Annotated in this window: 24 protein-coding genes and 1 tRNA gene; 18 read left to right on the forward strand and 7 right to left on the reverse strand. The window is 73.0% G+C overall.

Translation table 11 applies throughout. The annotated features are described in order from the left end of the window. Positions 1 to 55: 55 nt before the first annotated feature. Positions 56 to 481: a helix-turn-helix domain-containing protein gene (locus BX285_RS15735; protein WP_218893115.1), complete on the reverse strand. Its 426-nt coding sequence runs from the start codon at positions 479 to 481 to the stop codon at positions 56 to 58. Positions 482 to 705: 224 nt separating this feature from the next. Between BX285_RS15735 and BX285_RS15740 the strand changes: the two genes are divergently transcribed. From BX285_RS15740 to BX285_RS15760, 5 genes are all read left to right on the forward strand, one after another. After that, entirely contained in the window at positions 706 to 2,076 is a 1,371-nt protein-coding gene (locus tag BX285_RS15740; RefSeq protein ID WP_259470714.1) for an MFS transporter, read from the forward strand. A 142-nt stretch (positions 2,077 to 2,218) separates the two neighbouring features. Then, positions 2,219 to 3,310 carry a Dyp-type peroxidase gene (locus BX285_RS15745; RefSeq protein WP_398900373.1) on the forward strand — a complete coding sequence of 364 codons (1,092 nt, stop codon included), beginning with the start codon at positions 2,219 to 2,221 and terminating at the stop codon, positions 3,308 to 3,310. Continuing rightward, a complete protein-coding gene (locus BX285_RS15750; RefSeq protein WP_097238560.1) occupies positions 3,307 to 4,152 on the forward strand; it encodes a family 1 encapsulin nanocompartment shell protein in 846 nt (281 codons plus the stop codon). The genes BX285_RS15745 and BX285_RS15750 overlap by 4 nt, the downstream gene beginning before the upstream one ends. A 203-nt stretch (positions 4,153 to 4,355) precedes the next feature. Then, the gene (locus BX285_RS15755; protein WP_097235160.1) at positions 4,356 to 5,141 is read left to right on the forward strand and encodes an electron transfer flavoprotein subunit beta/FixA family protein; all 786 of its coding nucleotides are present in this window, start codon (positions 4,356 to 4,358) and stop codon (positions 5,139 to 5,141) included. A gap of 39 nt (positions 5,142 to 5,180) precedes the next feature. Further along, complete coding sequence (locus BX285_RS15760; protein ID WP_121175474.1) at positions 5,181 to 6,143, forward strand: electron transfer flavoprotein subunit alpha/FixB family protein; 963 nt, start codon at positions 5,181 to 5,183, stop codon at positions 6,141 to 6,143. Positions 6,144 to 6,264: 121 nt separating this feature from the next. Here BX285_RS15760 and BX285_RS15765 read toward each other — a convergent pair whose 3' ends face one another. Further along, on the reverse strand, positions 6,265 to 6,699 hold the full coding sequence (locus tag BX285_RS15765; protein WP_097238563.1) for a hypothetical protein: 435 nt from the start codon (positions 6,697 to 6,699) through the stop codon (positions 6,265 to 6,267). Between the two features lie 180 nt (positions 6,700 to 6,879). On the opposite strand from BX285_RS15765, the gene BX285_RS15770 reads away from it, so the two are divergent. The 3 genes from BX285_RS15770 (at position 6,880) to BX285_RS15780 (ending at position 9,777) form a co-directional block, all read left to right on the forward strand. Beyond that, complete coding sequence (locus tag BX285_RS15770; protein WP_121177538.1) at positions 6,880 to 8,031, forward strand: acyl-CoA dehydrogenase family protein; 1,152 nt, start codon at positions 6,880 to 6,882, stop codon at positions 8,029 to 8,031. A gap of 114 nt (positions 8,032 to 8,145) precedes the next feature. After that, complete coding sequence (locus tag BX285_RS15775; protein ID WP_257032855.1) at positions 8,146 to 8,886, forward strand: TetR/AcrR family transcriptional regulator; 741 nt, start codon at positions 8,146 to 8,148, stop codon at positions 8,884 to 8,886. Between the two features lie 171 nt (positions 8,887 to 9,057). Continuing rightward, entirely contained in the window at positions 9,058 to 9,777 is a 720-nt protein-coding gene (locus tag BX285_RS15780) for a YukJ family protein (RefSeq protein WP_121175475.1), read from the forward strand. A 116-nt stretch (positions 9,778 to 9,893) separates the two neighbouring features. Here the strand turns inward: BX285_RS15780 and BX285_RS15785 are convergent. Beyond that, positions 9,894 to 9,978, reverse strand: a tRNA-Leu gene (locus BX285_RS15785). 291 nt (positions 9,979 to 10,269) lie between these two features. Here BX285_RS15785 and BX285_RS15790 point away from each other — a divergent pair. The 3 genes from BX285_RS15790 to BX285_RS39225 all read left to right on the forward strand — a co-directional run bounded on the left by BX285_RS15790 (position 10,270) and on the right by BX285_RS39225 (position 13,279). Further along, on the forward strand, positions 10,270 to 11,601 hold the full coding sequence (locus tag BX285_RS15790; protein ID WP_097238565.1) for a M20/M25/M40 family metallo-hydrolase: 1,332 nt from the start codon (positions 10,270 to 10,272) through the stop codon (positions 11,599 to 11,601). 298 nt (positions 11,602 to 11,899) lie between these two features. Then, a complete protein-coding gene (locus BX285_RS15795; RefSeq protein WP_097238566.1) occupies positions 11,900 to 12,145 on the forward strand; it encodes a chaplin in 246 nt (81 codons plus the stop codon). 276 nt (positions 12,146 to 12,421) lie between these two features. Next, complete coding sequence (locus BX285_RS39225; protein ID WP_121175476.1) at positions 12,422 to 13,279, forward strand: chaplin; 858 nt, start codon at positions 12,422 to 12,424, stop codon at positions 13,277 to 13,279. 121 nt (positions 13,280 to 13,400) lie between these two features. Here the strand turns inward: BX285_RS39225 and BX285_RS15805 are convergent, their stop codons facing one another. Continuing rightward, positions 13,401 to 13,610 carry a DUF5703 family protein gene (locus BX285_RS15805; RefSeq protein ID WP_037901221.1) on the reverse strand — a complete coding sequence of 70 codons (210 nt, stop codon included), beginning with the start codon at positions 13,608 to 13,610 and terminating at the stop codon, positions 13,401 to 13,403. Between the two features lie 364 nt (positions 13,611 to 13,974). On the opposite strand from BX285_RS15805, the gene BX285_RS15810 reads away from it, so the two are divergent. Next, a complete protein-coding gene (locus BX285_RS15810; protein WP_097238568.1) occupies positions 13,975 to 14,580 on the forward strand; it encodes a hypothetical protein in 606 nt (201 codons plus the stop codon). A gap of 114 nt (positions 14,581 to 14,694) precedes the next feature. On the opposite strand, the gene BX285_RS15815 is transcribed toward BX285_RS15810, so the two are convergent. Beyond that, a complete protein-coding gene (locus tag BX285_RS15815) occupies positions 14,695 to 16,698 on the reverse strand; it encodes a helix-hairpin-helix domain-containing protein (protein ID WP_259470544.1) in 2,004 nt (667 codons plus the stop codon). Between BX285_RS15815 and BX285_RS38405 the strand changes: the two genes are divergently transcribed. Further along, a complete protein-coding gene (locus tag BX285_RS38405; protein ID WP_259470545.1) occupies positions 16,688 to 16,864 on the forward strand; it encodes a hypothetical protein in 177 nt (58 codons plus the stop codon). The genes BX285_RS15815 and BX285_RS38405 overlap by 11 nt on opposite strands. Before the next feature lie 130 nt (positions 16,865 to 16,994). Here the strand turns inward: BX285_RS38405 and BX285_RS15820 are convergent, their stop codons facing one another. Continuing rightward, on the reverse strand, positions 16,995 to 17,975 hold the full coding sequence (locus BX285_RS15820) for an aldo/keto reductase (RefSeq protein ID WP_097238570.1): 981 nt from the start codon (positions 17,973 to 17,975) through the stop codon (positions 16,995 to 16,997). A gap of 251 nt (positions 17,976 to 18,226) precedes the next feature. On the opposite strand from BX285_RS15820, the gene BX285_RS15825 reads away from it, so the two are divergent. Then, the gene (locus BX285_RS15825; protein WP_121175478.1) at positions 18,227 to 19,273 is read left to right on the forward strand and encodes an LLM class F420-dependent oxidoreductase; all 1,047 of its coding nucleotides are present in this window, start codon (positions 18,227 to 18,229) and stop codon (positions 19,271 to 19,273) included. A 24-nt stretch (positions 19,274 to 19,297) separates the two neighbouring features. On the opposite strand, the gene BX285_RS15830 is transcribed toward BX285_RS15825, so the two are convergent. Then, entirely contained in the window at positions 19,298 to 20,278 is a 981-nt protein-coding gene (locus BX285_RS15830; protein WP_121177541.1) for a magnesium and cobalt transport protein CorA, read from the reverse strand. 210 nt (positions 20,279 to 20,488) lie between these two features. Between BX285_RS15830 and BX285_RS15835 the strand changes: the two genes are divergently transcribed. From BX285_RS15835 to BX285_RS15850, 4 genes are all read left to right on the forward strand, one after another. Next, positions 20,489 to 21,181: a histidine phosphatase family protein gene (locus BX285_RS15835; RefSeq protein ID WP_097238572.1), complete on the forward strand. Its 693-nt coding sequence runs from the start codon at positions 20,489 to 20,491 to the stop codon at positions 21,179 to 21,181. 230 nt (positions 21,182 to 21,411) lie between these two features. Continuing rightward, complete coding sequence (locus tag BX285_RS15840; RefSeq protein WP_097238573.1) at positions 21,412 to 21,981, forward strand: DUF3090 domain-containing protein; 570 nt, start codon at positions 21,412 to 21,414, stop codon at positions 21,979 to 21,981. Next, on the forward strand, positions 21,951 to 22,823 hold the full coding sequence (locus tag BX285_RS15845) for an SCO1664 family protein (protein ID WP_097238574.1): 873 nt from the start codon (positions 21,951 to 21,953) through the stop codon (positions 22,821 to 22,823). Before BX285_RS15840 ends, BX285_RS15845 begins: the two co-directional genes overlap by 31 nt. Before the next feature lie 83 nt (positions 22,824 to 22,906). Beyond that, on the forward strand, positions 22,907 to 23,842 hold the full coding sequence (locus tag BX285_RS15850) for an AraC family transcriptional regulator (RefSeq protein ID WP_121175479.1): 936 nt from the start codon (positions 22,907 to 22,909) through the stop codon (positions 23,840 to 23,842). Positions 23,843 to 23,923: the final 81 nt, after the last annotated feature.

The raw sequence follows: 23,923 nt of genomic DNA on the forward strand, positions 1-23,923 counted from the left end.
TGCCCCTCGCCGTGTCTCGGGAGCCGGTCTCGGGAACCGGCCGCCGCAAGCAGCCTCAGGCCGCGCCCTCCCGCGCGTCGTACGCCGCCCGCGCGGCGGCGATCTCGGGCTGGTGCGTCTCGGTCCAGGTGACCAGCGACTGGATGGTGGCGTGCAGCGTCCGCCCGAGCGGTGTCAGCGCGTAGTCCACCCGGGGCGGCACCACCGGGTGCACCGTCCGCTCGACCAGCCCGTCCCGCTCCAGCTGGCGCAGCGTGACCGTGAGCATCCGCTGACTGACCCCGTCGATCGCCCGGCGCAGCTCGGTGAAGCGCAGCGACTGCCGGTCCAACAGCGCGATCACCAGCAGCGACCACTTGTCGGCGATCCGGTCCAGGATCTGCCGCACCTCGCAGTCCTCGCGGACGTCCCACTGGAGGACGTCGTAGAGGTCTTCGGTACCCGTGCAGTGCGTCGGTTCCTTCAAAGTGCCTTCTTCCACGCTTCCTGATGCTGCCCCAGGATGACGGTTGGTTACAAGAGGGAACCGACCGGACGGAAGAGAACCGTCGGGGCCCTCGCCATTCCCGTTCCCCCGAGGAGCCCCAGGTGTCCGTGCCATCAGCCCTGCCCGAAACCGAGTCCCTGCCCGAAGCCCTGCCCGGCGCCGCGCCCGGAGCCCGACCAGGAAACGCCGCCCGGGAGCCCGCCGGGCAGCCCTCGACGGTGCTCGGCGGCCGGGCCGCCGCGGTGCTCGCCGTGCTGTGCGGCGCGATCTTCCTGGAGGGCATCGACGTCGCCATGCTCAACGTGGCACTGCCCTCGATCCGGACCGACCTGGGCATGTCCACCGGCGCGCTGTCCTGGGTGCTGAGCGCCTACGTGCTCGGGTACGGCGGCTTCATGCTGCTCGGCGGCCGGACGGCCGACCTGCTGGGCCGGCGCCGGATGTTCCTGTTCTGGCTGACCGTCTTCGTCCTCTTCTCCGGCCTCGGCGGCCTGGCCACCGATGGCTGGGTGCTGATCCTGGCCCGCTTCGTCACCGGCCTGTCGGCGGCGTTCATGACCCCGGCCGGGCTGTCGATCATCACCACCGCCTTCCCCGAGGGCCCGCAGCGCAACCGGGCGCTGCTGGTGTACGCCGGGACGGCCGCGGCGGGCTTCTCGCTGGGCCTGGTGGTCGGCGGCCTGCTGACGGCGGTCAGCTGGCGGTGGGTGTTCTTCGCCCCGGTGCTGCTGGCGGGCGCCCTGCTGGCGGCGGCCGTCCCGCTGATCCCGCGGGACACCGCGCCGGAGCAGGCGGGCGGCGGGCGCTTCGACCTGGCCGGGGCGGCCACCGCGACCGGCGCGATGCTGCTGCTGGTGTACGGCGTGGTCCGGATCGGGGAGCCGGGCGCGGCGGCCGAGCTCACGGCGGCCGTCCTGGCCGGCGGGCTGGCGCTGCTGGCGGCCTTCGTGGCGATCGAGCGGCGCTCGTCCTCGCCGCTGGTGCGCCTGGGCATCCTGCGCTCCGGGCCGCTGCTGCGGGCCAACCTCGGCGCGGTGCTGTTCGCCGGCTCGTTCTTCGGCTTCCAGTTCACCGCCACCCTCTACCTGCAGGACCTGCGCGGCTGGTCCCCGCTGCAGACCGGCCTCGCGCTGCTGGCGATCGGGGTGGACTCCGTGCTGGCACCGACCCTCACCCCGAAGCTGGTGGAGCGCTTCGGCAACGCCCGGGTGATCCTCGGCGGCTTCCTGCTGGCCGCGCTCTCGTACGGGCTGTTCCTGCCGGTCGGCGCCGACTGGACATACCCGATGATGTTCCCGACCATGCTGCTGACCGGGCTCGCCTTCGCGCTCGCGTACGGGCCGCTGACCATCGCGGCCACCGAGGGCGTCGCGGAGGAGGAGCAGGGGCTGGCCGGCGGGCTGCTCAACACCTCCTTCCAGTTCGGCGCGGCGCTCGGCCTCTCGGTGGTGACCACGGTGAACCTGGCCGCGCTCGGCTCCGGGGCGAGCACACTGGAGGGGTTCCGGGCGGCCCTGGTGGTGCCGGTCGCCTCGGCGGTGCTGGGCGCGGTGGTGGCGGCCACCGGCGCGGGGCGGCGCCGCGCCTGACTCCCGTTCGGAAGGACGCCGCCGCTCACCCGTACGGCCCTGTCGGAGCACCGCCCGGCAGGGCCGTACGGGTGCGCGGCGGCCGTGCCGATTCGTCCGCTGTGCGATGTACTGGCCCGGGTGTCCCGAGGAGGTCCGAACCGTGCAGCCCCAGCCCGAACCGCAGTCGCAGCCGCAGGCCGAACCGCAGCCCCGGCCCGAACCGCAGGCCGTGCTCTCCCCGCTGACCGGCGCGGCCGTCTTCCTGGTGCTCACCGTCGAACCCGGCGGCGAGGACACCGTCCGCGCCCTGCTGCCCGATCTCGCCGGGCTGCGCCGCTCGGTCGGCTTCCGGGCCCCCGAGGGTGGCCTCACCTGTGTCACCGGCATCGGCTCCGCTCTCTGGGACCGCCTCTTCGACGGCCCCCGGCCGGCCGCACTGCACCCCTTCCGGGAGGTGGCCGGCGCCCGGCACCTGGCCCCGGCCACCCCCGGTGACCTGCTTCTGCACCTGCGGGCCGAGCGGATGGACCTCTGCTTCGAGCTGGCCGGGCAGCTCACCGACCGCCTCGCGGGCGCGGCCACCGTGGTGGACTCCGTCCAGGGCTTCCGCTACTTCGACGACCGGGACCTGCTCGGCTTCGTGGACGGCACCGAGAACCCCGAGGGCCGGGCCGCCGTCAGCGCCGCACTGGTCGGCTCGGAGGACCCGGACTTCCTCGGCGCCAGCTACGTCGTCGTCCAGAAGTACCTGCACGACCTGGACAAGTGGAACGCGCTGGTCGTCGAGGAGCAGGAGGCGGCGGTCGGCCGCACCAAACTCACCGACATCGAGCTGGCCGACGAGGTCAAACCCGCCGACTCGCACGTGGCGCTCACCGTGATCACCGGCCCGGACGGCGAGGAGCGGAAGATCGTCCGCTTCAACATGCCCTTCGGCTCCTTCGAACGGGGCGGCACCTTCGGCACCTACTTCATCGGCTACGCCCGCGACCCCGGGGTGACCGAGGAGATGCTGCGCAACATGTTCGTCGGCAACCCGCCCGGCACCACCGACCGGCTGCTCGACTTCTCCACCGCCGTCACCGGCTCGCTGTTCTTCGTCCCGACCGCCGACTTCCTCGACTCCCCGCCGCCGGCCCCGGACACCGCCGCGCCCGCCCGGTCCGCCCAGTCCGCCCCGTCGGCCCCGGGTGACGGCTCGCTGGGCATCGGCAGCCTCAAGCAGACCTCCCGAACAGGACCCCGCCCATGAACAACCTCCACCGGGACCTCGCCCCCGTCTCCGCCGCCGCGTGGGAGGAGATCGAGGAGGAGGCCCGCCAGACCTTCAAGCTGCACATCGCCGGCCGCCGGGTCGTCGACCTGAACGGCCCCGGGGGCACCACCCTCGCGGCCGTCGGCACCGGCCACCTGACCGGCATCGAACCGCCGGCGGACGGCGTCCGGGCACACGCCCGCGCCGCCCAGCCGGTGGTCGAGCTGCGGGTGCCCTTCACCGTCCGCCGCGAGGCCGTGGACGACGTCGAGCGCGGCTCCCGCGACTCCGACTGGCAGCCCGTCAAGGACGCCGCCCGCACCCTCGCCCTAGCCGAGGACCGGGCGGTCTTCGAGGGCTACCGCGCCGCCGCCATCGACGGCATCCGGGCCGCCTCCGGCAACCCGCCGGTCCCGCTCCCCGAGGACGTCCGCGAGTACCCCGAGGCGGTCAGCCGGGCCCTCACCGCGCTGCGCCTGGCCGGCGTCGGCGGCCCGTACTCCCTGCTGCTCGGCGCGGCCGCCTTCACCGCCGTCAACGAGACCAGCGACCACGGCTACCCCGTCCACAACCACCTGGCCCGCCTCCTCGACGGCGACATCATCTGGGCCCCCGCCCTGGAAGGCGCCTTCCTCCTCTCGACCCGGGGCGGCGACTTCGAGCTCTTCCTCGGCCAGGACGTCTCCGTCGGCTACCTCTCGCACGACGCCGAGACGATCCGGCTCTACCTCCAGGAATCCCTCACCTTCCGCGTCTACACGGGCGAGGCCGCCGTCGCCCTGGGCGGGACCCCGCCGGAGCAGTCCCCCCGGGCCCCAGGGCACCGGGAAGGGTACTGAGTTCCTTTACGAGGGGTACTGAGTGCCGTATTCTCTCCGTGGAGCCTCTGACGCCAGTCGAAGAGAGCCGACACGGTATGCCGGTCCAGGTGGCGCTTGCGACGCGCGGGTCGCGGCCGGGCCGGACTTGGCACTCAGTACCCTCGGCATGACCCGAGGCCATGGATCCGTGCATCCGAGCACCCGTGACAGGAGAACCGCTGATGAGCTTGAGGATCGTCGTCTGTGTGAAGTACGTGCCGGATGCGACGGGTGACCGTCGTTTTGCGGACGACCACACCACCGACCGGGATGGCGTGGACGGCCTCCTGTCGGAGCTGGACGAGTACGGCGTGGAGCAGGCGCTGCGGATCGCGGAGGCGAACGAGGGTGCCGAGGTGACGGTGCTGACGGTCGGTCCGGACGATGCGAAGGACGCGCTGCGCAAGGCGCTGTCGATGGGTGCGGACAAGGCCGTGCACGTGAACGACGACGACATCCACGGTTCGGATGTGATCGGGACGTCGGCGGTTCTGGCGAAGGCGCTGGAGAAGACCGGGTTCGACCTGGTGATCGGTGGTATGGCGTCGACGGACGGCACGATGGGTGTGCTGCCGGCGCTGCTGGCGGAGCGTCTGGGTGTGCCGCAGGTGACGCTGCTGTCGGAGGTGTCGGTCGAGGGCGGTGTGGTGAAGGGCCGTCGTGACGGTGACGCGGCGACGGAGCTGGTGGAGGCGGCGCTGCCGGCGGTGGTGTCGGTGACGGACCAGTCGGGTGAGGCCCGGTACCCGTCGTTCAAGGGGATCATGGCGGCGAAGAAGAAGCCGGTCGAGTCGCTGGACCTGGACGATCTGGGGATCGAGGCGGACGAGGTCGGTCTGGCGGGTTCGTGGACGGCGGTGGAGTCGGTGGCGGCGCGTCCGGCGCGTACCGCGGGCACGGTCGTCAAGGACGAGGGCGAGGGCGGCAAGGCGCTCGCCGGCTTCCTCGCCGACCAGAAGTTCATCTAGTCCGACCCCTCGAACCTGCGAACACGGAGACATTGAGCAATGGCTGAGATTCTCGTCCTGGTGGACCACGCCGACGGTGTGGTCCGCAAGCCGGCCCTGGAGCTGCTGACCCTGGCCCGCCGTATCGGCGAGCCGTCCGCGGTGGTGCTCGGCGCCGGTGGCGCGGCCGCCGACATCGCCGCCAAGGCCGGCGAGTTCGGCGCGGTGAAGGTGTACGTCGCCGACGGTGCCGAGTTCGCCGACCAGCTGGTCGTCCCCAAGGTGGACGCCCTGGCCCAGATCGCCAAGGCCAACGACGTGGCGGCCGTGCTGGTCACCTCGTCCGGCGAGGGCAAGGAGGTCGCCGCCCGCGTGGCGCTGCGCCTGGGTTCGGGCATCATCACCGACGCGGTGGACGTGGAGGCCGGTGATGGTGGTCCGGTGGCGACGCAGTCGGTGTTCGCGGCGTCGTTCCAGGTGAAGTCGAAGGTCACCAAGGGTGCGCCGGTCATCACCGTCAAGCCGAATGCGGTGGCTCCGGAGGCCGTTGCGGCGGCGGGTGCGGTGGAGAACGTGTCGGTGGCGTTCACCGGCAATGCGGCCACGGTGACCTCGCGCACGCCGCGGGTGTCGACGGGCCGTCCGGAGCTGACCGAGGCCGCGATCGTGGTCTCCGGTGGCCGTGGTGTCGGTGCCGCCGAGGGCTTCGGCGTGGTCGAGGAGCTCGCGGACGCGCTGGGCGCGGCCGTCGGTGCCTCGCGTGCCGCGGTGGACGCGGGCTGGTACCCGCACAGCAGCCAGGTCGGCCAGACCGGCAAGCAGGTCTCCCCGCAGCTGTACGTGGCCAACGGCATCTCGGGCGCCATCCAGCACCGGGCCGGCATGCAGACCTCGAAGACCATCGTGGCCGTCAACAAGGACCCCGAGGCCCCGATCTTCGAGCTGGTCGACTACGGCGTGGTCGGCGACCTCTTCCAGGTCCTGCCGCAGCTCACCGCCGAGGTGAAGGCCCGCAAGGCCTGATCCCGCGGTAGCCCGAGCACCACGGGCGACACGTGCAACACGAGTAACACAAGGAGGGCGTGGCACCGGGTACCCGGTGCCACGCCCTCCGGCGTTCGTCCTCGCGGCCGGACCGCTCCGCTCACTCCGCGAAAGCCGCGAGGTGCTGGGTGAAACCGCCCTGGGAGGGCGGCAGCGGGCGCAGCTCGGGTTCCGGCAGCGGCGGCGGCTCCTCCATCGGGAGCAGCCGCAGCTCGGGCTGCTCGGAGTCGGGGGAGGAGAGCAGCCGCACCCGGGTGCCGACCGGCACGGTGCTGCGCATCCCGTCCACGATGCACCAGACGTCGAAGCCCTCCGCCATCCGGATCAGGGACTTCTGACGGACCAGCGGCGTCCGGGCCTGCTCGACCGCGCAGCGTCGGACCACGCCGGTGCCCTCGCTGGGCTCCAGCCTCAGGTCGGTGGAGCCGCAGGTGGGGCAGAGCAGCCGCTGGAAGGTCGGGTTGTTGCACCACGTACAGCGCTGGAAGTACAGCGTGGTGCTCCGGGTGTCGGCATCGATGGCTGGGTGGACCACGCTGTCATCTCCCTGGGCTCGGACCGGTTCGTTCGACAGTTCGGCAGAAGTTCGGCAGAAGTTCGGCACGAAAAGGATAGGGAACTCAGTACCGCCAAGGGAAGGCACTGAGTTCCCTTTTTGCTGCGCCCATGCATAATGAAGGGTACTGAGTACCGTCGTGAAACAGGAGTGGCGATCATGAGCCAGGACTTCGATCTCTTCCGTATCTCCGAGGAGCACGAGATGCTTCGTGAGGCGGTGCGTTCGCTGGCCGAGGCGAAGATCGCTCCGTTCGCGGCGGAGGTGGACGAGCAGGGTCGGTTCCCGCAGGAGGCGTTGGACGCGTTGCGGGGCAATGACCTGCATGCGGTGCACGTGCCGGAGGAGTACGGCGGTGCGGGGGCGGATGCGCTGGCGACGGTGATCGTGATCGAGGAGGTCGCGCGGGTGTGCGGTTCGTCCTCGTTGATCCCGGCGGTGAACAAGCTGGGGTCGCTGCCGGTGCAGTTGTCGGGCTCGGAGGAGCTGAAGGCGAAGTACCTGGGGGCGCTGGCCCGGGGTGAGGGGATGTTCTCGTACTGCCTGTCGGAGCCGGAGGCGGGTTCGGACGCGGCGGGGATGAAGACCCGGGCGGTGCGGGACGGTGACTTCTGGGTGCTGAACGGGGTGAAGCGCTGGATCACCAATGCCGGGGTGTCGGAGTTCTACACGGTGATGGCGGTGACGGATCCGTCGGCGCGGTCGAAGGGGATCTCGGCGTTCGTGGTGGAGAAGGGCGACGAGGGGGTGTCGTTCGGTGCGCCGGAGAAGAAGCTGGGGATCAAGGGGTCGCCGACGCGTGAGGTGTACTTCGACAACGTGCGGATTCCGGCGGACCGGATGATCGGTGCGGAGGGTACGGGTTTCGCGACGGCGATGCGGACGCTGGACCACACCCGGGTGACCATCGCCGCGCAGGCGGTGGGGATCGCGCAGGGTGCGCTGGACTACGCCAAGGGTTATGTGAAGGAGCGCAGGCAGTTCGGGAAGGCGATCGCCGAGTTCCAGGGCGTCCAGTTCATGCTGGCGGACATGGCGATGAAGCTGGAGGCGGCGCGTCAGATGACGTACGTGGCGGCGGCGAAGTCGCAGCGCGGGGATGCGGATCTGACGTTCTTCGGTGCGGCGGCGAAGTGTTTCGCGTCGGACGTGGCGATGGAGGTCACCACGGACGCGGTGCAGCTGCTGGGTGGTTACGGGTACACGCGGGACTACCCGGTGGAGCGGATGATGCGGGACGCGAAGATCACGCAGATCTACGAGGGCACCAACCAGGTCCAGCGCATCGTCATGGCCCGCAACCTGCCGTAACCCCGCAGGACACCGCCGACGGTCGGCCGTACCCCGGTCCGACCTGCGCCGACGGCCGGACCGGAGTGGTCCGGCCGTCGGCGCCGGCGCGGTGCACCGAGGTAGGTTGCGGAGATGAGCGAGAAGGAAGAGCAGGACCTGCCCATGAACGACGGTCCCCCCAAGCCCGCCATGCGCGAGGCGCTGGTGGCCGCGGCTTTCGAGCTCTTCCTGGAGCGCGGCTTCGAGCAGACCACCGTCGACGACATCGTCTCGCTGGCCGGCGTCGGCCGGCGCTCCTTCTTCCGCTACTTCCCGGCCAAGGAGGACGTGGTCTTCCCCGACCACGAACGCAGCCTGGCCGAGATGACGGAGTTCCTGGAGTCCGGCACCGGCGAGGAGGACCCGGTCCGGCACGCCTGCGACGCCGCCCGCCTGGTCCTGCGGATGTACGCCGAGCAGCCCTCCTTCTCCGTCCAGCGCTACCGGCTGACCCGCAAGGTGCCGGGACTGCGGGCGTACGAGCTGTCGGTGGTCTGGCGCTACGAGCACACCCTCGCCGCCTACCTGCGCGGCCGCTTCGCCGACCGCCCGGACGGCCCGCTGCGCGCGGACGTGATCGCCGCGGCCGTCGTCGCCGCGCACAACCACGCCCTGCGCACCTGGCTGCGCTCGGGCGGGGAGAGCGACTGGGTGGCCGAGGTGGACGCGGCGATGGGCTTCGTCACCGGCACCTGGAGCGACCGCCCGTCCGAGACCGCCGCCGAGGGGGAGTCCGACGAGGTGGTGGTCCTGGTCGCCAGCCGCCGGGCGCCGCTGTGGCGGATGGTCCAGGGCATCGAGAGCGCCCTGGGCGCGGACACCCGCCAGGCCTGACACGCCGCTCTGACGTCCGCCGCCGTCCCCGGCCCGGCTGCCAACGTCCGGTGTCGCCTCGAACCCGCACGGGGACGGCAGGTGAACATCCGTCGATTCCCGGGCAGTCGGCCCGCCGCATGCCGCATAACGGAGGAGTCTCCCGACCCGCCGACTCCGAGGACCCCACCCATGCCGATCCGCGACTACGGCGTGCTCGCCGCCACCGCCGTCGACCGGCGCCGCGAGGGCGCCACCGACACCCCGCACTACCAGATCCACCTGCGCGACGCGCACGGCACCGACTACCGCGCGGCCGTCAACGTCCTCTCCCAGCAGGCCCCTTCGGACCTGCGCCACCTCGCCGACGAGGACTTCCGGCACCCCGTCACCGGCCTCCTCCCGCCCGCCGGCAGCGGCTGGAACCCGCTGCCGTCCCGCCCCGGCACGGCGAGCCTCGACTTCGTCCGCGGCCGGCTCTTCGACCCCGCCGCGATGCACGTCCTGCCGCCCGACGCCCCGGGCCCGGACAACGACCTCGCCGACCAGCTCGACCGCCACGTCCAGCGGGCGATCGCCGACCCGGCCGCCGTCCTCTACGTCTTCGGCCAGCGCTTCGGCCCCGAACCCGGCGTCCCCGACAAGGTGTTCGGCTTCCTCCCCGGCAACGGCGTCCACGACATCCACATGAACCAGGGCAACAGCGGCCGCTTCACCGCCGACGACGACGTCTACCAGGACGGCGCCGTCCTGATCCACCTCCCCGCCGAGAACCGCTGGACCGCCCTCTTCCTCGCCTTCCAGTCCCAGTCCTGGCACACCGACGACCGCACCGGCCACGCCCTCCCCGCCCGCACCCCCGTCCCGCGCCCCACCCGCCCCCACCAGCCCACCACCCCAGGGCACCGCTGACGGCCGGGGCCCCGAACGGAACCCGGCAGAAACCCGGCCGGGTTCCCGCCCCGCCCCATCCCTGCTCCGAAAACGCGAAATGCGGGCCAGGATTTCTCCTGACCCGCATCACTCTGTGTCCGAGGGGGGACTTGAACCCCCACGCCCGATAAAGGGCACTAGCACCTCAAGCTAGCGCGTCTGCCATTCCGCCACCCGGACCGGGTGTCGTCCTCGCGGCTTCCGATCTCTCGTCCGTCGCGCTGACAGATGTAACTGTAGCAAAGATCGGCTTGGGCTCCCAAAACGGCTCCGGACGGGGGAGCGGGGCCGGTGGCGCGGGCAAGGGGTGCTCTGTGGCGGGGGCGTGACCAGGGGGTTTCGAGAGCGTGCGGGGGGTGGATCCGGCTGGGGGGCTGGGGGAGGATGGGCGGACGTGCTCGTACGGCCCGGGTGCAGGTCCCGGGGGTGGCGCGCTGGTGCGTCGGTGCGGGCCAGAGACGAGGAGTGACCGTGAGCGAGCGGAGCGAGTCGGCGGCGCCGAAGGTGACGGCTGAGTCGGAGGTCGCCGGGATCTGTCGCGATCTGATCCGGATCGACACCAGCAACTACGGTGACGGCTCCGGCCCGGGCGAGCGCAAGGCGGCCGAGTACGTGGCCGAGCAGCTCGCCGAGTTCGGGCTCGAACCGAAGATCTTCGAGTCGGCCAAGGGACGGGCCTCCACGGTGGTGCGGATCGAGGGCGAGGACCGTTCCCGCCCGGGCCTGCTGATCCACGGCCACACCGACGTGGTGCCGGCCAACGCCGCGGACTGGACCTACGACCCGTTCGCCGGCGAGATCGCCGACGGTTGCGTCTGGGGGCGCGGCGCGGTCGACATGAAGGACATGGACGCGATGACGCTGGCCGTCATCCGCGACCGGCTGCGCACCGGGCGCAAGCCCCCGCGCGACATCGTGCTGGCCTTCCTCGCCGACGAGGAGGCGGGCGGCACGTACGGCGCGCGCTTCCTGGTGGACAAGCACCCGGGGCTGTTCGAGGGCGTGACCGAGGCGATCGGCGAGGTCGGCGGCTTCTCCTTCACGGTCAACGACCAGGTCCGCCTCTACCTGGTGGAGACGGCCGAGAAGGGCATGCACTGGATGCGCCTGACGGTCGAGGGCCGGGCCGGGCACGGCTCGATGGAGAACGACGACAACGCGATCACCGAGCTGTGCGAGGCGGTCGCCCGGCTCGGCCGGCACCAGTTCCCGCTGCGGATCACCAAGACCGTCCGGGCCTTCCTGGACGAGCTCTCGGACGCGCTCGGGGTCGAGCTCGACCCGGAGAACATGGACGAGACGCTGCGCGTCCTCGGCGGCATCGCCAAGATGATCGGCACCACGCTGCGCAACACCGCCCAGCCGACGATGCTCGGCGCCGGGTACAAGGTGAACGTGATCCCCGGTCAGGCCACCGCCCACGTGGACGGGCGCTTCCTGCCCGGCTACGAGGAGGAGTTCCTGGCCGAGCTGGACAGCGTGCTCGGCCCGCGCGTGAAGCGCGAGAGCCTGCACTCCGACAAGGCGATCGAGACCGGCTTCGACGGGGCGCTGGTCGAGGCGATGCAGACCGCGCTGCGGGCCGAGGACCCGATCGCCCGCGCGGTGCCGTACTGCCTGTCGGGCGGGACGGACGCCAAGTCGTTCCAGGACCTGGGGATCCGCTGCTTCGGCTTCGCACCGCTGCAGCTGCCGCCGGAGCTGGACTTCGCCGGGATGTTCCACGGCGTGGACGAGCGGGTGCCGGTGGACGGCCTGAAGTTCGGCGTCCGGGTCCTGGACCGCTTCATCGACGCCTGCTGATCGCCCCCTGGCTGTCCGCCGATCGACCGCCGGTCGGTCACCGGTGGCTGATCAGGCGACTGGGTCGGCCCGTTCCCGGAGTTCCGGGGGCGGGCCGACCGCATTGTCCGAGCTGATGATTGTGGGACGGGTGGGAGGAGATCGACAGAAACGATTCTGCCCGGAATTCCGCGCCGACCATCTGTGCGAGACCTCACCGTTGCGGGTGAATGGGAAATCCGTTCCGTACCCCGTTTGCCGCAGCGTCGTTCATCCCTGTGCACCCCGCCGAACGGGTTGCGTTGTCCATACAGGAGGAATGATGAAGGTCAAGAAGATCGCCGCTGTCGCCGCCGCCACCGGTGGCCTGGTGCTCGCCGCCGCCGGTGTCGCATCCGCTCACGGCGGTGCCGCCGCTCAGGGTGCGGCCGTCGGTTCCCCGGGCGTCGCCTCGGGCAACCTGGTCCAGGTTCCGGTGCACATCCCGGTCAACGCCTGCGGCAACACCGTCAGCGTGATCGGCGTGCTGAACCCGGCGTTCGGCAACCACTGCGCCAACTTCTGAGTCGACCTCCGGGCCGCTGAGGCCTGTTGAGCGGACTCGACCCGGCCCCCGGGCGGCGGACGCGCCGTACCGGGGGCCTTCGCGTCCCTGGATACCCGACGGCGACACGATCGCTCGATCGGGTGAAGCTGCTTCGTTCGGCCCAACCTCCCCGTCGGCCCGTCGTTAACTCCTGTGCAGCCAAAGACCCTGCGTGATTTACGGATATTCGGAAATTCCGACTTTCATAAGGTTCATGCCAAGGTCGAAACCTCGTCTCGAACGTCAGGGGAAAACATGAGGAATGTGGCCAAGAAGGGCATCCTCACGGCCGTGGCCACCGGCAGTGTGCTGGCCTCGACCGCCGGCTACGCCTACGCGGGCGCCGAGGCACAGGGCGGTGCCGCGGGTTCGCCGGGCGTCGCCTCGGGCAACTCGGTGCAGGTCCCGGTGGAGGTGCCGATCAATGCCTGCGGCAACACGGTCGACGTGATCGGCGTGCTCAACCCGGCCTACGGCAACCACTGCGCCAACGTCAGCGGCGGGCGCCACGCGGCGCCCCCGTCCGGGCAGGCCGGCCAGGGCGGCCACCCGGGCAGCGGAGCCACCGAGGGTTCCGGCACCGGCGGGAGCCGGGGCACCACGGCCTCGGGCTCCTCCGCCTCCGGCACCGCCGCGGGCTCGCCCGGCGTGGCCTCCGGCAACAGCGTCCAGGCCCCGGTGCACGTCCCGGTCAACGCCTGCGGCAACTCCGTCAACGTGGTCGGCGTCGGCAACCCGGCCTTCGGCAACGACTGCGGCAACGTGGCGCAGCCCGCGCCTCCCGCGCACACGCCCGCCCCCAAGCCGGGCGACGACTGCCACGAGGGCGACCACCCGACCCCGCCGCAGACCGGCGGCGAGACGACGCCGAGCACCCCGGGCATCCCGCGCACCGGCGGCCCGGAGACCGGGGCCCCGGCCACGCCGGTCGTCCACGGCACGACCCCGGGCACCCAGGCCGTCCCGGCCGCCGCCCCGGCCGCCACCCCCACCGCCGACAGCCAGCTGGCCTCCACCGGCGCCGGCGGCGTCGAGCTGCTCGGCGCGGCCGGCCTCGCCCTGCTGCTCGGCGGCGGCGTGCTCTACCGCCGGGCTCGCGCCGGAGCCCGCTGAGATAGCAGCCCCGCGGGGCCGACCGCGGAAACGACGCACCCGCGGCCGCCGGATGACCAGGCGGCCGCGGGTGCGTGGAAGTCGTGCGCGAGGTCCCGCCACGGGCGGAGCGCCCCGCCCGTCACCAGTTCCGGACCTGGCGGATGATCCTCCGCTTCAGCCGGACCGTCCGGCTGCCGTCGGGGAACAGCCGCAGCCGGTCGAGCTCCCAGTGGCCGTACTCGGCGTGCTCGGTGAGCAGTTGGCGCGCCGCGTTGCGCGTGGTGCCGCGCGGCATGCGCAGCGACTGGTACTCGTACTCCGGCTGCCGGACCGGCTTCCGTGGGGTCAAAACGCTCCTCCTGAGGATCACCTTCAGGCAAGCCTACGGCCTACCCCGGACAGTCGGCCCGGGTATTTCCGGCCGTCCTCCCGTGCGGGAACGGCAGCCAGGGAGATCATGATTCGGGCAGTCGGCTGACAGTGCATCAGTTCTGTTGCGGCTGTGGAGGGGATACCCCGATCCCGGCGCGCGAAGCGGTACCCGGACGGCCTCGCCGGGTCCGCCGTGCGCCCTCCGCGCCCGTCTCGCGCCCGTACCGCAGGGGGACGTACGTGTGCAGATCGGACATCGGGGGGGGAAGTTGCGGTGAAATCGCGGGTGTAGGTGACAACCGCTGTGCGTACCGACACCGCGGGGAGATAGCGTCTGCACCATGTCTGATGCCGCGCAGCCCACCATTGCCGAGGTACGCGCCGCCGCTGAGGCGGTCAAGGCCGCCATCGACCGTCATCTGGAAGCGGTGTCAAGCCCCAACGCAGCCGATGATCCCGCCGTGTCCGCCGCCTACGAGCAGCTCGCGACGGCGGCCATCGCCTACGACCAGCTCCTGTACGAGGCCTACGACGAGGTCACGCCCTTCGAGATCCCCGGGGACGAGGGACCCGGCGGGTACCACGGTCCCGAACAGCCCGAGGCGATCAGCGTGTTGATCCGCCGCGACTACCACGTCGTCGACCCCAAGCGGCTGCGCGCCCAGGCCGAGCGGCTGGACGAGTCGCTGACCCCGGGCGGCGCCGGCGCGGGCGAGGTGAACGCCGCGATCGGTGTGCTGTTCGGCGAGTACGAGCCGGACGAGATCGCCGCCCGCAGCGAGGAGTTCGGGCTGGAGGAGGGCGACTCGACGCTCTGGGTCGCGGCGGCCGAGCCGACCGAGCCGGGGGAATGGCTGCCGGAGCCCTTCGAGCACGCCGACCCGCAGCTGCTGATCTGCCGGTTCGACGTCAGCGAGGTCTACGACGACGAGGACGGCGACGACTGACCGGCTGACGCCTGACGGACGCGACGACGGGCGGACGCGACGACGGGCGGACGTGATGACGGGCGGGCCCCGGAGCATGGGGCCCGCCCGTCATCACGTTCGTCGGGAGTGCGCTCAGTACGCCGGGGCGGCGTTCTCGGCGAGGATCGCCCGCAGCCGGGTGGTACGCGGCTGCGCCGGGCGCTCGGCGACGGCCTGGACGAGCGCCGGGCCCGCCGCGTGCACCACGGACAGGTGCCGCTCGCCCCGCCCGAACGCGGTGTAGACCCACTGCCGGGTGAGCGCCGGGGCGGCGTCCTCCGGGACCACGACCACCGCGCCCGGCCAGCGGCGGCCGAGTGCCTGGTGGACCGTCAGCGCCCAGCCGTGCCGCAGCCGGGCGGCCTCGGCGGGCGGGACGGTCCGGCGGGTGCCGTCCGCGTACTCCAGGTGCAGACCGTCGGCGTCGCCGTCCAGCACCCGGGCCGGGCGGGTGATGCCGGGCGCGGGGGAGTCGACCACCCGGTCGCCCGGGTCGAACCCGCCGAACCGGCCCGGGCCGGGGTTGAGCCGGGCCTTGGCGGCGGCGTTCAGGGCCCGGGTACCGGCCGCGCCGCCGTGGCCCGGGGTGAGCAGCACCACCTGCTCGGCGGGGATGCCCAGGGCGCGCGGGATGGAGTCGGTGAGCAGCTGGATCGCCCGGTGGACGGCCTCGCCGGCGTCCTTGGCGGTCAGGATGACCACCTCCTTGTCCGGTGCGTCGACCGGCTGGAGCTCGCCGATGCCGACGCCGGAGACCAGCTCGCCGATCGGGCCGAAGTCCGGGGTCCGGGAGGCGACCGCCGGGCAGGCCTTGGCGGCCAGCAGGTCGGCGAAGAAGCGGCCGGGGCCGGCCGACCAGAGCTGGCCCGGGTCGCCGCTGAGCACCAGCCGGGTGCCGTCGGCGAGCGACTCCACGACGGTCGCGGCCAGTTCGACGTCCAGCAGCGGGGCGTCCAGGACGATCAGCAGATCCAGGGCGAGCATGCCGTCCGGCCCGCGGCCCGGGCCGGCGGTGCCGGCCAGCAGCTCGGCGAGGGTGACCACGGGGGCTCCGGCATCGGCTCCGGCCCCGGCCCCGGCTCCGGCGAGTGCGGCGAAGGAGGCCCGGCCCTGGTCGGTCCAGGTGGCGGCCCAGGCCCGCAGGCCGAGGCCCCGGGCGGCGGTGAGCAGCGCGGCCGGCTCGGCGCGGGCCGCCTCGCCGCCGGTGTGCAGGACGAGGGCGTTGTCGGCCACCGCCTGGATGAGGGCGGTCGCGGAGGAGGTCGGCGCGGCCTCGGCGGCGGCCGCCCACGCGGCCGGGCCGGGGGCGGCGACGGGCTCAGGCTCGGCGCCCTCCGCCTCGCCGTCCGCTGCGCCCGCCGTCTCCCCGCCCGCCGACTCGACGTCCGACTCGACGTCCGATTCGACGTCCGATTCGACGTCCGATTCGACGTCCGAATCGGGAGCGGACTCGACGGCGGAGGAGTCGCCGTCCTCCTCGACGTCCTCGCCCGGTACGAAGGTCGCCATCAGCTGGAGCAGCCCCTCGGCGAGGGTGGTCTCCGCCATCGCCAGCCGCTCCAGCGCGAGCAGCGTCCGGGTCGGCGGCTCGTCGTCCTCGCCGCCCGCCGCCTGGGCCTCGGCGCCGGTCAGCTCCTCCTGGGCGGGCAGCACCCGGCCGTCCTCGACGGCGGCCTGGACGGCGGCGACCGGGTCCGGCATCCGGAGCCGGTCGAGCCCGGAGGTCACCTCGGCGAGCTCCAGGGCCGAGTGCCCGCGCAGTGCCGCCTGCTCCAGCAGCCAGACCACCAGCGCCTGCGCGCGGCGCGGGTCCGCGGGCTCGGCCTCGGGGCCGAGCAGCTCGCGGGCGAAGCGGTCGGCGTGCTCGGGCCGGACGCCGGGCAGGCCCAGCACCGCCCACGGGTCCTCGCGCAGCCGCTCGGCCGCGTCGTCGCCGAACTCGGCCACGGCGGCGGCCGCCAGCTCGGCGGGGGCGCCGCCCGCGGCCAGCACGGCGCTGGTCCGCTGGAGCGCGTCGCCGCGCGGCCCGTCCGCCATCACGGCCGCCGGAGCCGCCGGAGCCGCTGGGGCCGCCGGAACGGCCGGGGTGGCGGCCACCGAAGCCTCCGCCTCCGCCCTCGCCTCCGCCTCCGACGCCGGTTCGGCCGGGCGCCTCGGAGCCAAGCCCGCCGAAGCCCCCGGCCCCGACCCCTGCGGCGCGATGCTGCGGATCCGCGCCGCCAGCTCCGCGATCGCCGCGGCCTTGTCGGCCGCAGTCCCCTGAGTCGCCGCGGTCCCCGGAGTCGCCGGAGCCGCCGAGGTCTCCTCCGGAGCGCCGTTCCCCGTGTCACTCATCGTCGTCCGCTCCAAAGGTCACTCCACTGCGCGTTCTGCTCGACGACCCGGCCGACTGGTCACAGCTCGGTCCACCCCTGGTCCGGGTAGCGGTGCACCGGGGACGACACGTCGTCCAGCGCACTGCGGATCTCACCCGGAAGCGTAAGCGCCTCCACCGACAGCGCCGCCTGCAGCTGGGTCGCCGTCCGTGCCCCGACCAGCGCGCTGGCCACCCCGGGGCGGTCCCGGACCCAGGCCAGCGCGACCGCCAGCGGGCTGCTGGCGAGCCCGTCGGCGGCGGTGGCGAGGGCGTCCACGATCCGCCGCGAGCGCTCCCCGAGGTACGGCTGGACGAACCCGGTGAGGTACGGCGAGGCGCCGCGCGAGTCCTGCGGGACGCCGTGCCGGTACTTGCCGGTGAGCACCCCGCGCCCGAGCGGCGAGCCGGCCAGCACCCCGATCCCGTCGTCCAGCGCGGCGGGCAGCGCCTCGCGCTCGATGCCGCGCTGCAGCAGCGAGTACTCCAGCTGCGCCCCGGCGAGCGGCACCCGCCCGTGGTGGGCGCGCTGCCAGGTGGCGGCCTTGGCGAGCTGCCAGCCGCTGAAGTCGCAGACGCCGACGTAGCGGGCGCGCCCGGTGGAGACGGCGATGTCGAGGGCGCTGAGCGTCTCCTCGACCGGGGTGGTCGGGTCGAAGGAGTGCACCTGCCAGAGGTCGACGTAGTCGGTGCCGAGGCGGCGCAGCGAGTCGTCCAGGGCGGCGAGCAGGTGGCCGCGCGAGCCGTCGAAGCGGCGGGCGGAGTCGGGGACGCTACCGGCCTTGGTGGCGATGACGAGGTCGGAGCGGGGGATCAGGTTGTCGGTGAGCCGGGAGATCAGGTACTCGGCGCCGCCGTCGGCGTACACGTCGGCGGTGTCGATCAGGTTGCCGCCGGCGTCGACGAACTCCTTGAGCTGCTCGCCGGCCTCGTGCTCGTCGGTGTCGCGGCCCCAGGTCATGGTGCCGAGGCCGAGTCGGGAGACCTGCAGACCGGTACGGCCCAGGTGACGCTTTTCCATCGGACGGGCCCTCCACTGGCCGGTGGCCCCGGGCGCCCCGGTGGCCCTGTGAAAGCGCAGGTGAGGAGAGTGCTCTCCCACGTCGGCTGAGCGTAGCGGCCGGTGTGCGGGCAGGTGTGCAGACCCGCAGAACGATCACCGCCGGAGGAGGTGGTGCGGGTGTGACCCACCCCACCACTACCCGTCAGTAGCATGTCCGGCGCGGGCGCGGTTACCCTCGCCACAACCCAACCCACTGGAAGGTGCGGCAGATGCGACTCGGTATCAACCTCGGCTACTGGGGACTCGGCATGGACGCCGACAACATCGCCGTGGCCCAGGAGGCGGACCGGCTCGGGTACGCGGTCTGCTGGGCGGCGGAGGCGTACGGCTCGGACGCCGCGACGGTGCTGAGCTACGTCGCCGCGAAGACCGAGCGGATCGACGTCGGTTCGGCCATCTTCCAGATCCCGGCCCGTACCCCGGCGATGACCGCGATGACCGCGGCGACCCTGGACACCCTCTCCGGCGGCCGCTTCCGCCTGGGCCTCGGCGTCTCCGGCCCGCAGGTCTCCGAGGGCTGGTACGGCGTGAAGTTCGACAAGCCGCTGGCCCGCACCCGCGAGTACGTGGAGATCATCCGCAAGGCGATGTCCCGCGAGCGCCTGGTCCACGAGGGCGCGCACTGGACCCTGCCGCTGCCCGGCGGCCCGGGCAAGCCGATCAAGCTCACCGTGCACCCGGTGCGCGAGCACATCCCGCTGTACATCGCCGCGATCGGCCCGAAGAACCTGGAGCTCACCGGCGAGATCGCCGACGGCTGGCTCGGCATCTTCTTCTCGCCCGAGCACTCCGCGCTCTCCCTCGACCCGCTGACCGCCGGCCGCGCCAAGGCCGGGAAGACGCTGGACGGCTTCGACCTCTGCCCGACCGTGAACCTGGCCGTCGGCGAGGACATCAAGGCCGCCGTCGACTCCCTGCGTTCCTACGCCGCGCTCTACATCGGCGGCATGGGCAGCAAGGAGAAGAACTTCTACAACCAGCTCACCCGGCGGATGGGCTTCGAGCAGGCCGCCGACGAGATCCAGGAGAAGTACCTGGCCAAGGACTACGCGGGCGCCGCGGCCGCCGTCCCGCACGACCTGGTCGACGCCACCTCGCTGATCGGCGACACCGCCCGGATCGCCGACCGGATGCAGGCATACGCCGACGCGGGCGTCACCACACTGACCCTGGCCCCGGCCGGGTTCACCCTGGACGAGCGGATCCAGGCGCTGCGCACCGGGGTCGCGGCCCTGGAGCGCGCCGGCCTGGCGTAAGCGCCTGAGCGTGTTCGAGTGGCGCTACAGCCAGTCGTGCCGCTTGAACACCCGGTGCAGCACCACGCAGACCACGGCCATCAGCACCAGTACCGCCGGGTACCCCCAGGGCTGGTGCAGCTCGGGCATGTCGTCGAAGTTCATCCCGTAGATTCCGGCGATCATCGTCGGCACGGCGGCCAGCGCCGCCCAGGCCGAGATCTTCCGCATGTCGTTGTTCTGCTGCACGCTGACCTGCGCCAGGTTGGCGTTGAGGATGTCGGACAGCAGCCGGTCCATGCCGTCCACCTGGTCGTTCACCCGGGCCAGGTGGTCGGCGACGTCCCGCAGGTAGGGCGCTGCCTCGGGGCGGACGAATCGGGCGCCGCGCTCCAGCTCCAGCATCGGCTCCAGCAGCGGGCCGGTGGCGCGGCGTACGGACATCACCTGGCGCTTGTAGCCGTAGATCCGCCCGGCGGTGTCGCGGCCGACCCGGCTGGGGGTGAAGATGTCCGCCTCCAGCTCGTCCAGGTCGCTCTGCAGTGCGGTGGCCACCTCCATGTAGCCGTCCACGACGGTGTCGGCGACCGAGTGCAGCACCGAGCTGGGCCCGAAGCGCAGCAGTTCGGGTTCCTGCTCCAGGCGGGCCCGCAGGCCGCCGAGCGGGGAGTCCGCGCCGTGCCGGACGGTCATCACGAAGTCGGGCCCGAGGAAGACCATCACCTCGCCGACGGTGACGACATGCGCGCCGGGGGCGTAGCCGAGGGTCTTCAGGGAGACGAACAGCGAGCCCTGGTAGGCCTCCACCTTGGGGCGCTGGTGGGCACTGACGGCGTCCTCGACGGCCAGCGGGTGCAACGCGAACTCCTTGCCGACGTGGTCGAGTTCCTCGGCGGTGGGTTCGAAGAGGCCTATCCAGACGAAGCCGTCCGGACCGGCCGCGCGGGCGGCGGCGAGCGCACCGGCCAGGTCGGCGGGGGCCTCGATCCGGCGGCCGTCGGAGTAGGCGGCGCAGTGGACGATCATGCGGGCCATTGTCACCCGACCGCGGCCTCCGGGCACAGGACCGGTGCGGTGCGGGTCCACCGGCCGGTGCCGGCGGCCGGTGTCGTCGGCTCGGTGGCGAGGCGGCTCGGCGGGCAGGACGGCCGACCGAGACCGCCCCAGGCGCCCGGGCGGATAACCGGACGGTAACCCGCCTCCACGGCCGGGCCCGGAGGCCGTAGGCTGAGCCCCATGCCCACCCTGCTGCTCGTCCGTCACGGCCGCTCCACCGCGAACACCGCCGGAATCCTGGCCGGTTGGACCCCCGGCGTCGACCTCGACGACACCGGGCGCGGGCAGGCCGCCGCGCTGGCCGACCGGCTGGCCGGGATCCCGCTGGTGCAGGCCGTCAGCAGCCCGCTGGAGCGCTGTCGCCAGACGCTGGAGCCCCTGCTGGCCGCCCGGCCCGAGCTGGGCGCCCCGGCCGAGGACGAGCGGCTGGGGGAGTGCCACTACGGCGACTGGACCGGCCGTCCGCTGGCCGAGCTGGCCAAGGAGCCGATGTGGCGCACCGTGCAGGACCACGCCGCCGCCGCGGCCTTCCCCGGCGGGGAGTCGCTGCGCGAGCTGAGCCACCGCACGGTGAGCGCGGTGCGCGAGTGGAACGGGAAGATCGCCGCCGAGCACGGCGAGGACGCGGTCTGGATCGCCTGTTCGCACGGTGACGTGATCAAGGCGGTGGTGGCCGACGCGCTCGGCCTGCACCTGGACCACTTCCAGCGGATCAGCGTCGAGCCCGGCTCGGTCACCGCGATCCGGTACACCCCGCAGCGGCCCTTCGTGCTGAGAATGGGCGACACCGGCGACCTCTCCTCGCTCGCACCGCGGACCGGCGCGGCCCCGGTCACCCCGGCCGGCGACGCGGTGGTCGGCGGCACCGCCTGACCGCGGCCACCCGCGACGCGGGCCGGCAGCCCCGCCGGCGTCCCTCCCGCGCGTGACTGCCCGGGCGTCAGCGCCCGCACGTCACCACCCGAGACCCCGGGTGCCATCCCCCCGGCCGTCGGCTCGGCTCCCCGACCGGAGCCCGGAGGTCGTAGGGTGACTAACGAGTCCCGAAACCCGCGATCCCCCACGGCGGATCCGCGCCGACCGACACGATCCGGAGCGAGAGCGTGCCCCGTCAGGTCTTCTTCTACGACCAGCCCGAACGGTTCGTGGCCGGCACCGTCGGCCAGCCCGGCGCCAGGGCGTTCTACCTGCAAGCCAGCGCCCGGGGCCGGATCACCAGCGTGCTGCTGGAGAAGACCCAGGTCGCGGCGCTCGCCGAGCGCATCGAAGAGGTGCTGGACGAGGCGCTGCGGCGCAGCGGCGGCGACACCGCCATCCCGGCCACCGCCCCCAAGGACCTGCTCGACACCGCGCCGCTCGACCTGCCGCTGGAGCAGGAGTTCCGGGTCGGCACGATGGCCCTGGCCTGGGACAGCGTGGACGGCTGCCTGGTGGTCGAGGCGCAGGCGCTGGTCGAGGACGAGGAGGACGAGGAGGGCGCCGAGACGGTCTTCACCGACGACGACACCGGCCCGGACATGCTGCGGGTGCGGCTGTCCGGTGCGATGGCCCGGGTGTTCGCCAAGCGCGCGCTGGACCTGGTCGCGGCCGGCCGCAAGCCCTGCCCGTTCTGCAACCTGCCGCTCGACCCGGAGGGCCACCTGTGCCCGCGCGCGAACGGCTACCGGCGCTGAACACCGAGACCCCGCCCCAGGCCGACCCGGCGTCGGCGGCCGCGCTGGCCGCCGACGTGCCCACCGCCCTCGCGCTGCTGCGCCAGGGCGAGCTGACCGTGCACGGCCGCCTCACCGACGCCTCCAACGCCGCGCTGTACTGCACGGTCGCGCACGGCTCGCTGAGCGCGCAGGCCGTCTACAAGCCGGTGGCCGGCGAGCGCCCGCTGTGGGACTTCCCGGACGGCACCCTGGCCGGCCGTGAGGTCGCCGCCTACGAGCTGTCCGCGGCGACGGGCTGGGCGCTGATCCCGCCGACCGTGCTGCGCGAGGGCCCGCACGGGCCCGGCATGGTGCAGCTGTGGGTCGAGCCGGACCCGCAGGCCGAGCCGCTGCTCGCGCTGCAGGACCCGCGCGGCCCGGAGGAGGGCTGGCTGCCGATCATCCGGGCCGAGGTCGAGGGCGGGCGCACCGCGCTGCTGGTGCACCACGACGACGGGCGGCTGCGCCGGCTCGCGGTGCTGGACGCGGTGCTCAACAACGCCGACCGCAAGGGCGGCCATCTGATCCCGGCCGCCGACGGGCGGGTGTACGGCATCGACCACGGCGTCACCTTCAACACCGAGGGCAAGCTGCGCACCCTGCTCTGGGGCTGGGCCGGCGACCCGCTGCCGGCCGAGGCACTGGAGGTGCTGGCCCGGCTGGCCGAGCAGTTGGACGGCGAACTGGCCGAGCGCCTGGCCCCGCACCTGACGCAGGCCGAGCTGGCGGCCACCCGGGCCCGGGTGGCCGAGCTGCGCGACTCCGGCCGCCACCCGCTGCCCTCCGAGGACTGGCCGGCGATCCCCTGGCCGCCGGTGTAGCGGCCGCTTCGGGCCAAGGCAGGGCTCCCGTATGGGAGTTGGTGGTCTGGACCGGTCCCCGGAGGAGGTCGCACACTGCTCCGATGGACGCGCGACGGACCACCCCCACCCCCGCCCCCCGAACCACGCCGGACCTGCCGCTGCACCGTCTCCAGGTCCCGCTGCCCCACCTGCTCCCCTTCGCGATCGGCAGCTTCGACGCGATCGGCCCACTCTCCCGGGCCGGCTTCCCCCACCGACACTCGTTCTACGAGATGGTCCACGTCACCGGCGGCCGCGGCGCCCACGTCCTGGACCTCGTCCAGCGGCCGCTGGCACCACCGCAGTTGTGCGTGATCACCCCCGGCCAGGTGCACTACTGGGCGGACACCGAAGGCCTCGCCGGCCGGGTCGTGCTGTTCAACGAGGACTTCCTGCTCGGCCACCCGCAGGACCTCGCCGCCCTGCGGGCGCTGGCCGCCCGCCCCGCCCTCGCGCTCGGCGGGCAGGCCGACGCGATCGGCGCCCTGTTCGCCGACATGGAGCACGAGTACCTGACCAGGGCGCCCGGCTACCAGGGCGTGCTGCGGGCCAGTCTGCACATCCTGATCGTCCGGGCGCTGCGCGCCTGCGCCCCGGACGACCGGCCGCTGGTGCCCAGCCGCCCGGCCGAAGTGGCGGCCGCCTTCACCCGGTTGATCGCCCGGCCGGGCGGGGTGCGGCACTCGGTGGCCTCCACCGCCCAGGAACTCGGTGTCTCCCCGGGGCACTTGCAGACCCTGGTGAAGCAGGCCACCGGCCGCACTCCGGGCGGACTGATCCGCCGACAGCAGACCCTGGAGGCCAAGCGGCTGCTCGCCTGTACCGATCTGACGATCCGCCAGGTGGCGAAGGAAGCGGGCTTCGTGGATCCGGCGTACTTCTGCCGCTTCTTCCGCCGGGAGACCGGGATGACGCCGGGGGGGTTCCGGGCCAAGGTCGACGGAAATCACCACGATCCCCGGATCATGTCCATCGCGGTCGCACCGGACGGCCCGTAGTTTTGCTGCTGGCCCGAGGAGTGGCGTCGGCGGTCGGTCCGGCGCGTACGGGCGGTCGGTCGGCCCGGTCCTTGTCATGCC

Origin of the sequence: Streptomyces sp. 1114.5, from assembly GCF_003635085.1 — a bacterium.
Classification (GTDB): Bacteria; Actinomycetota; Actinomycetes; order Streptomycetales; family Streptomycetaceae; genus Kitasatospora.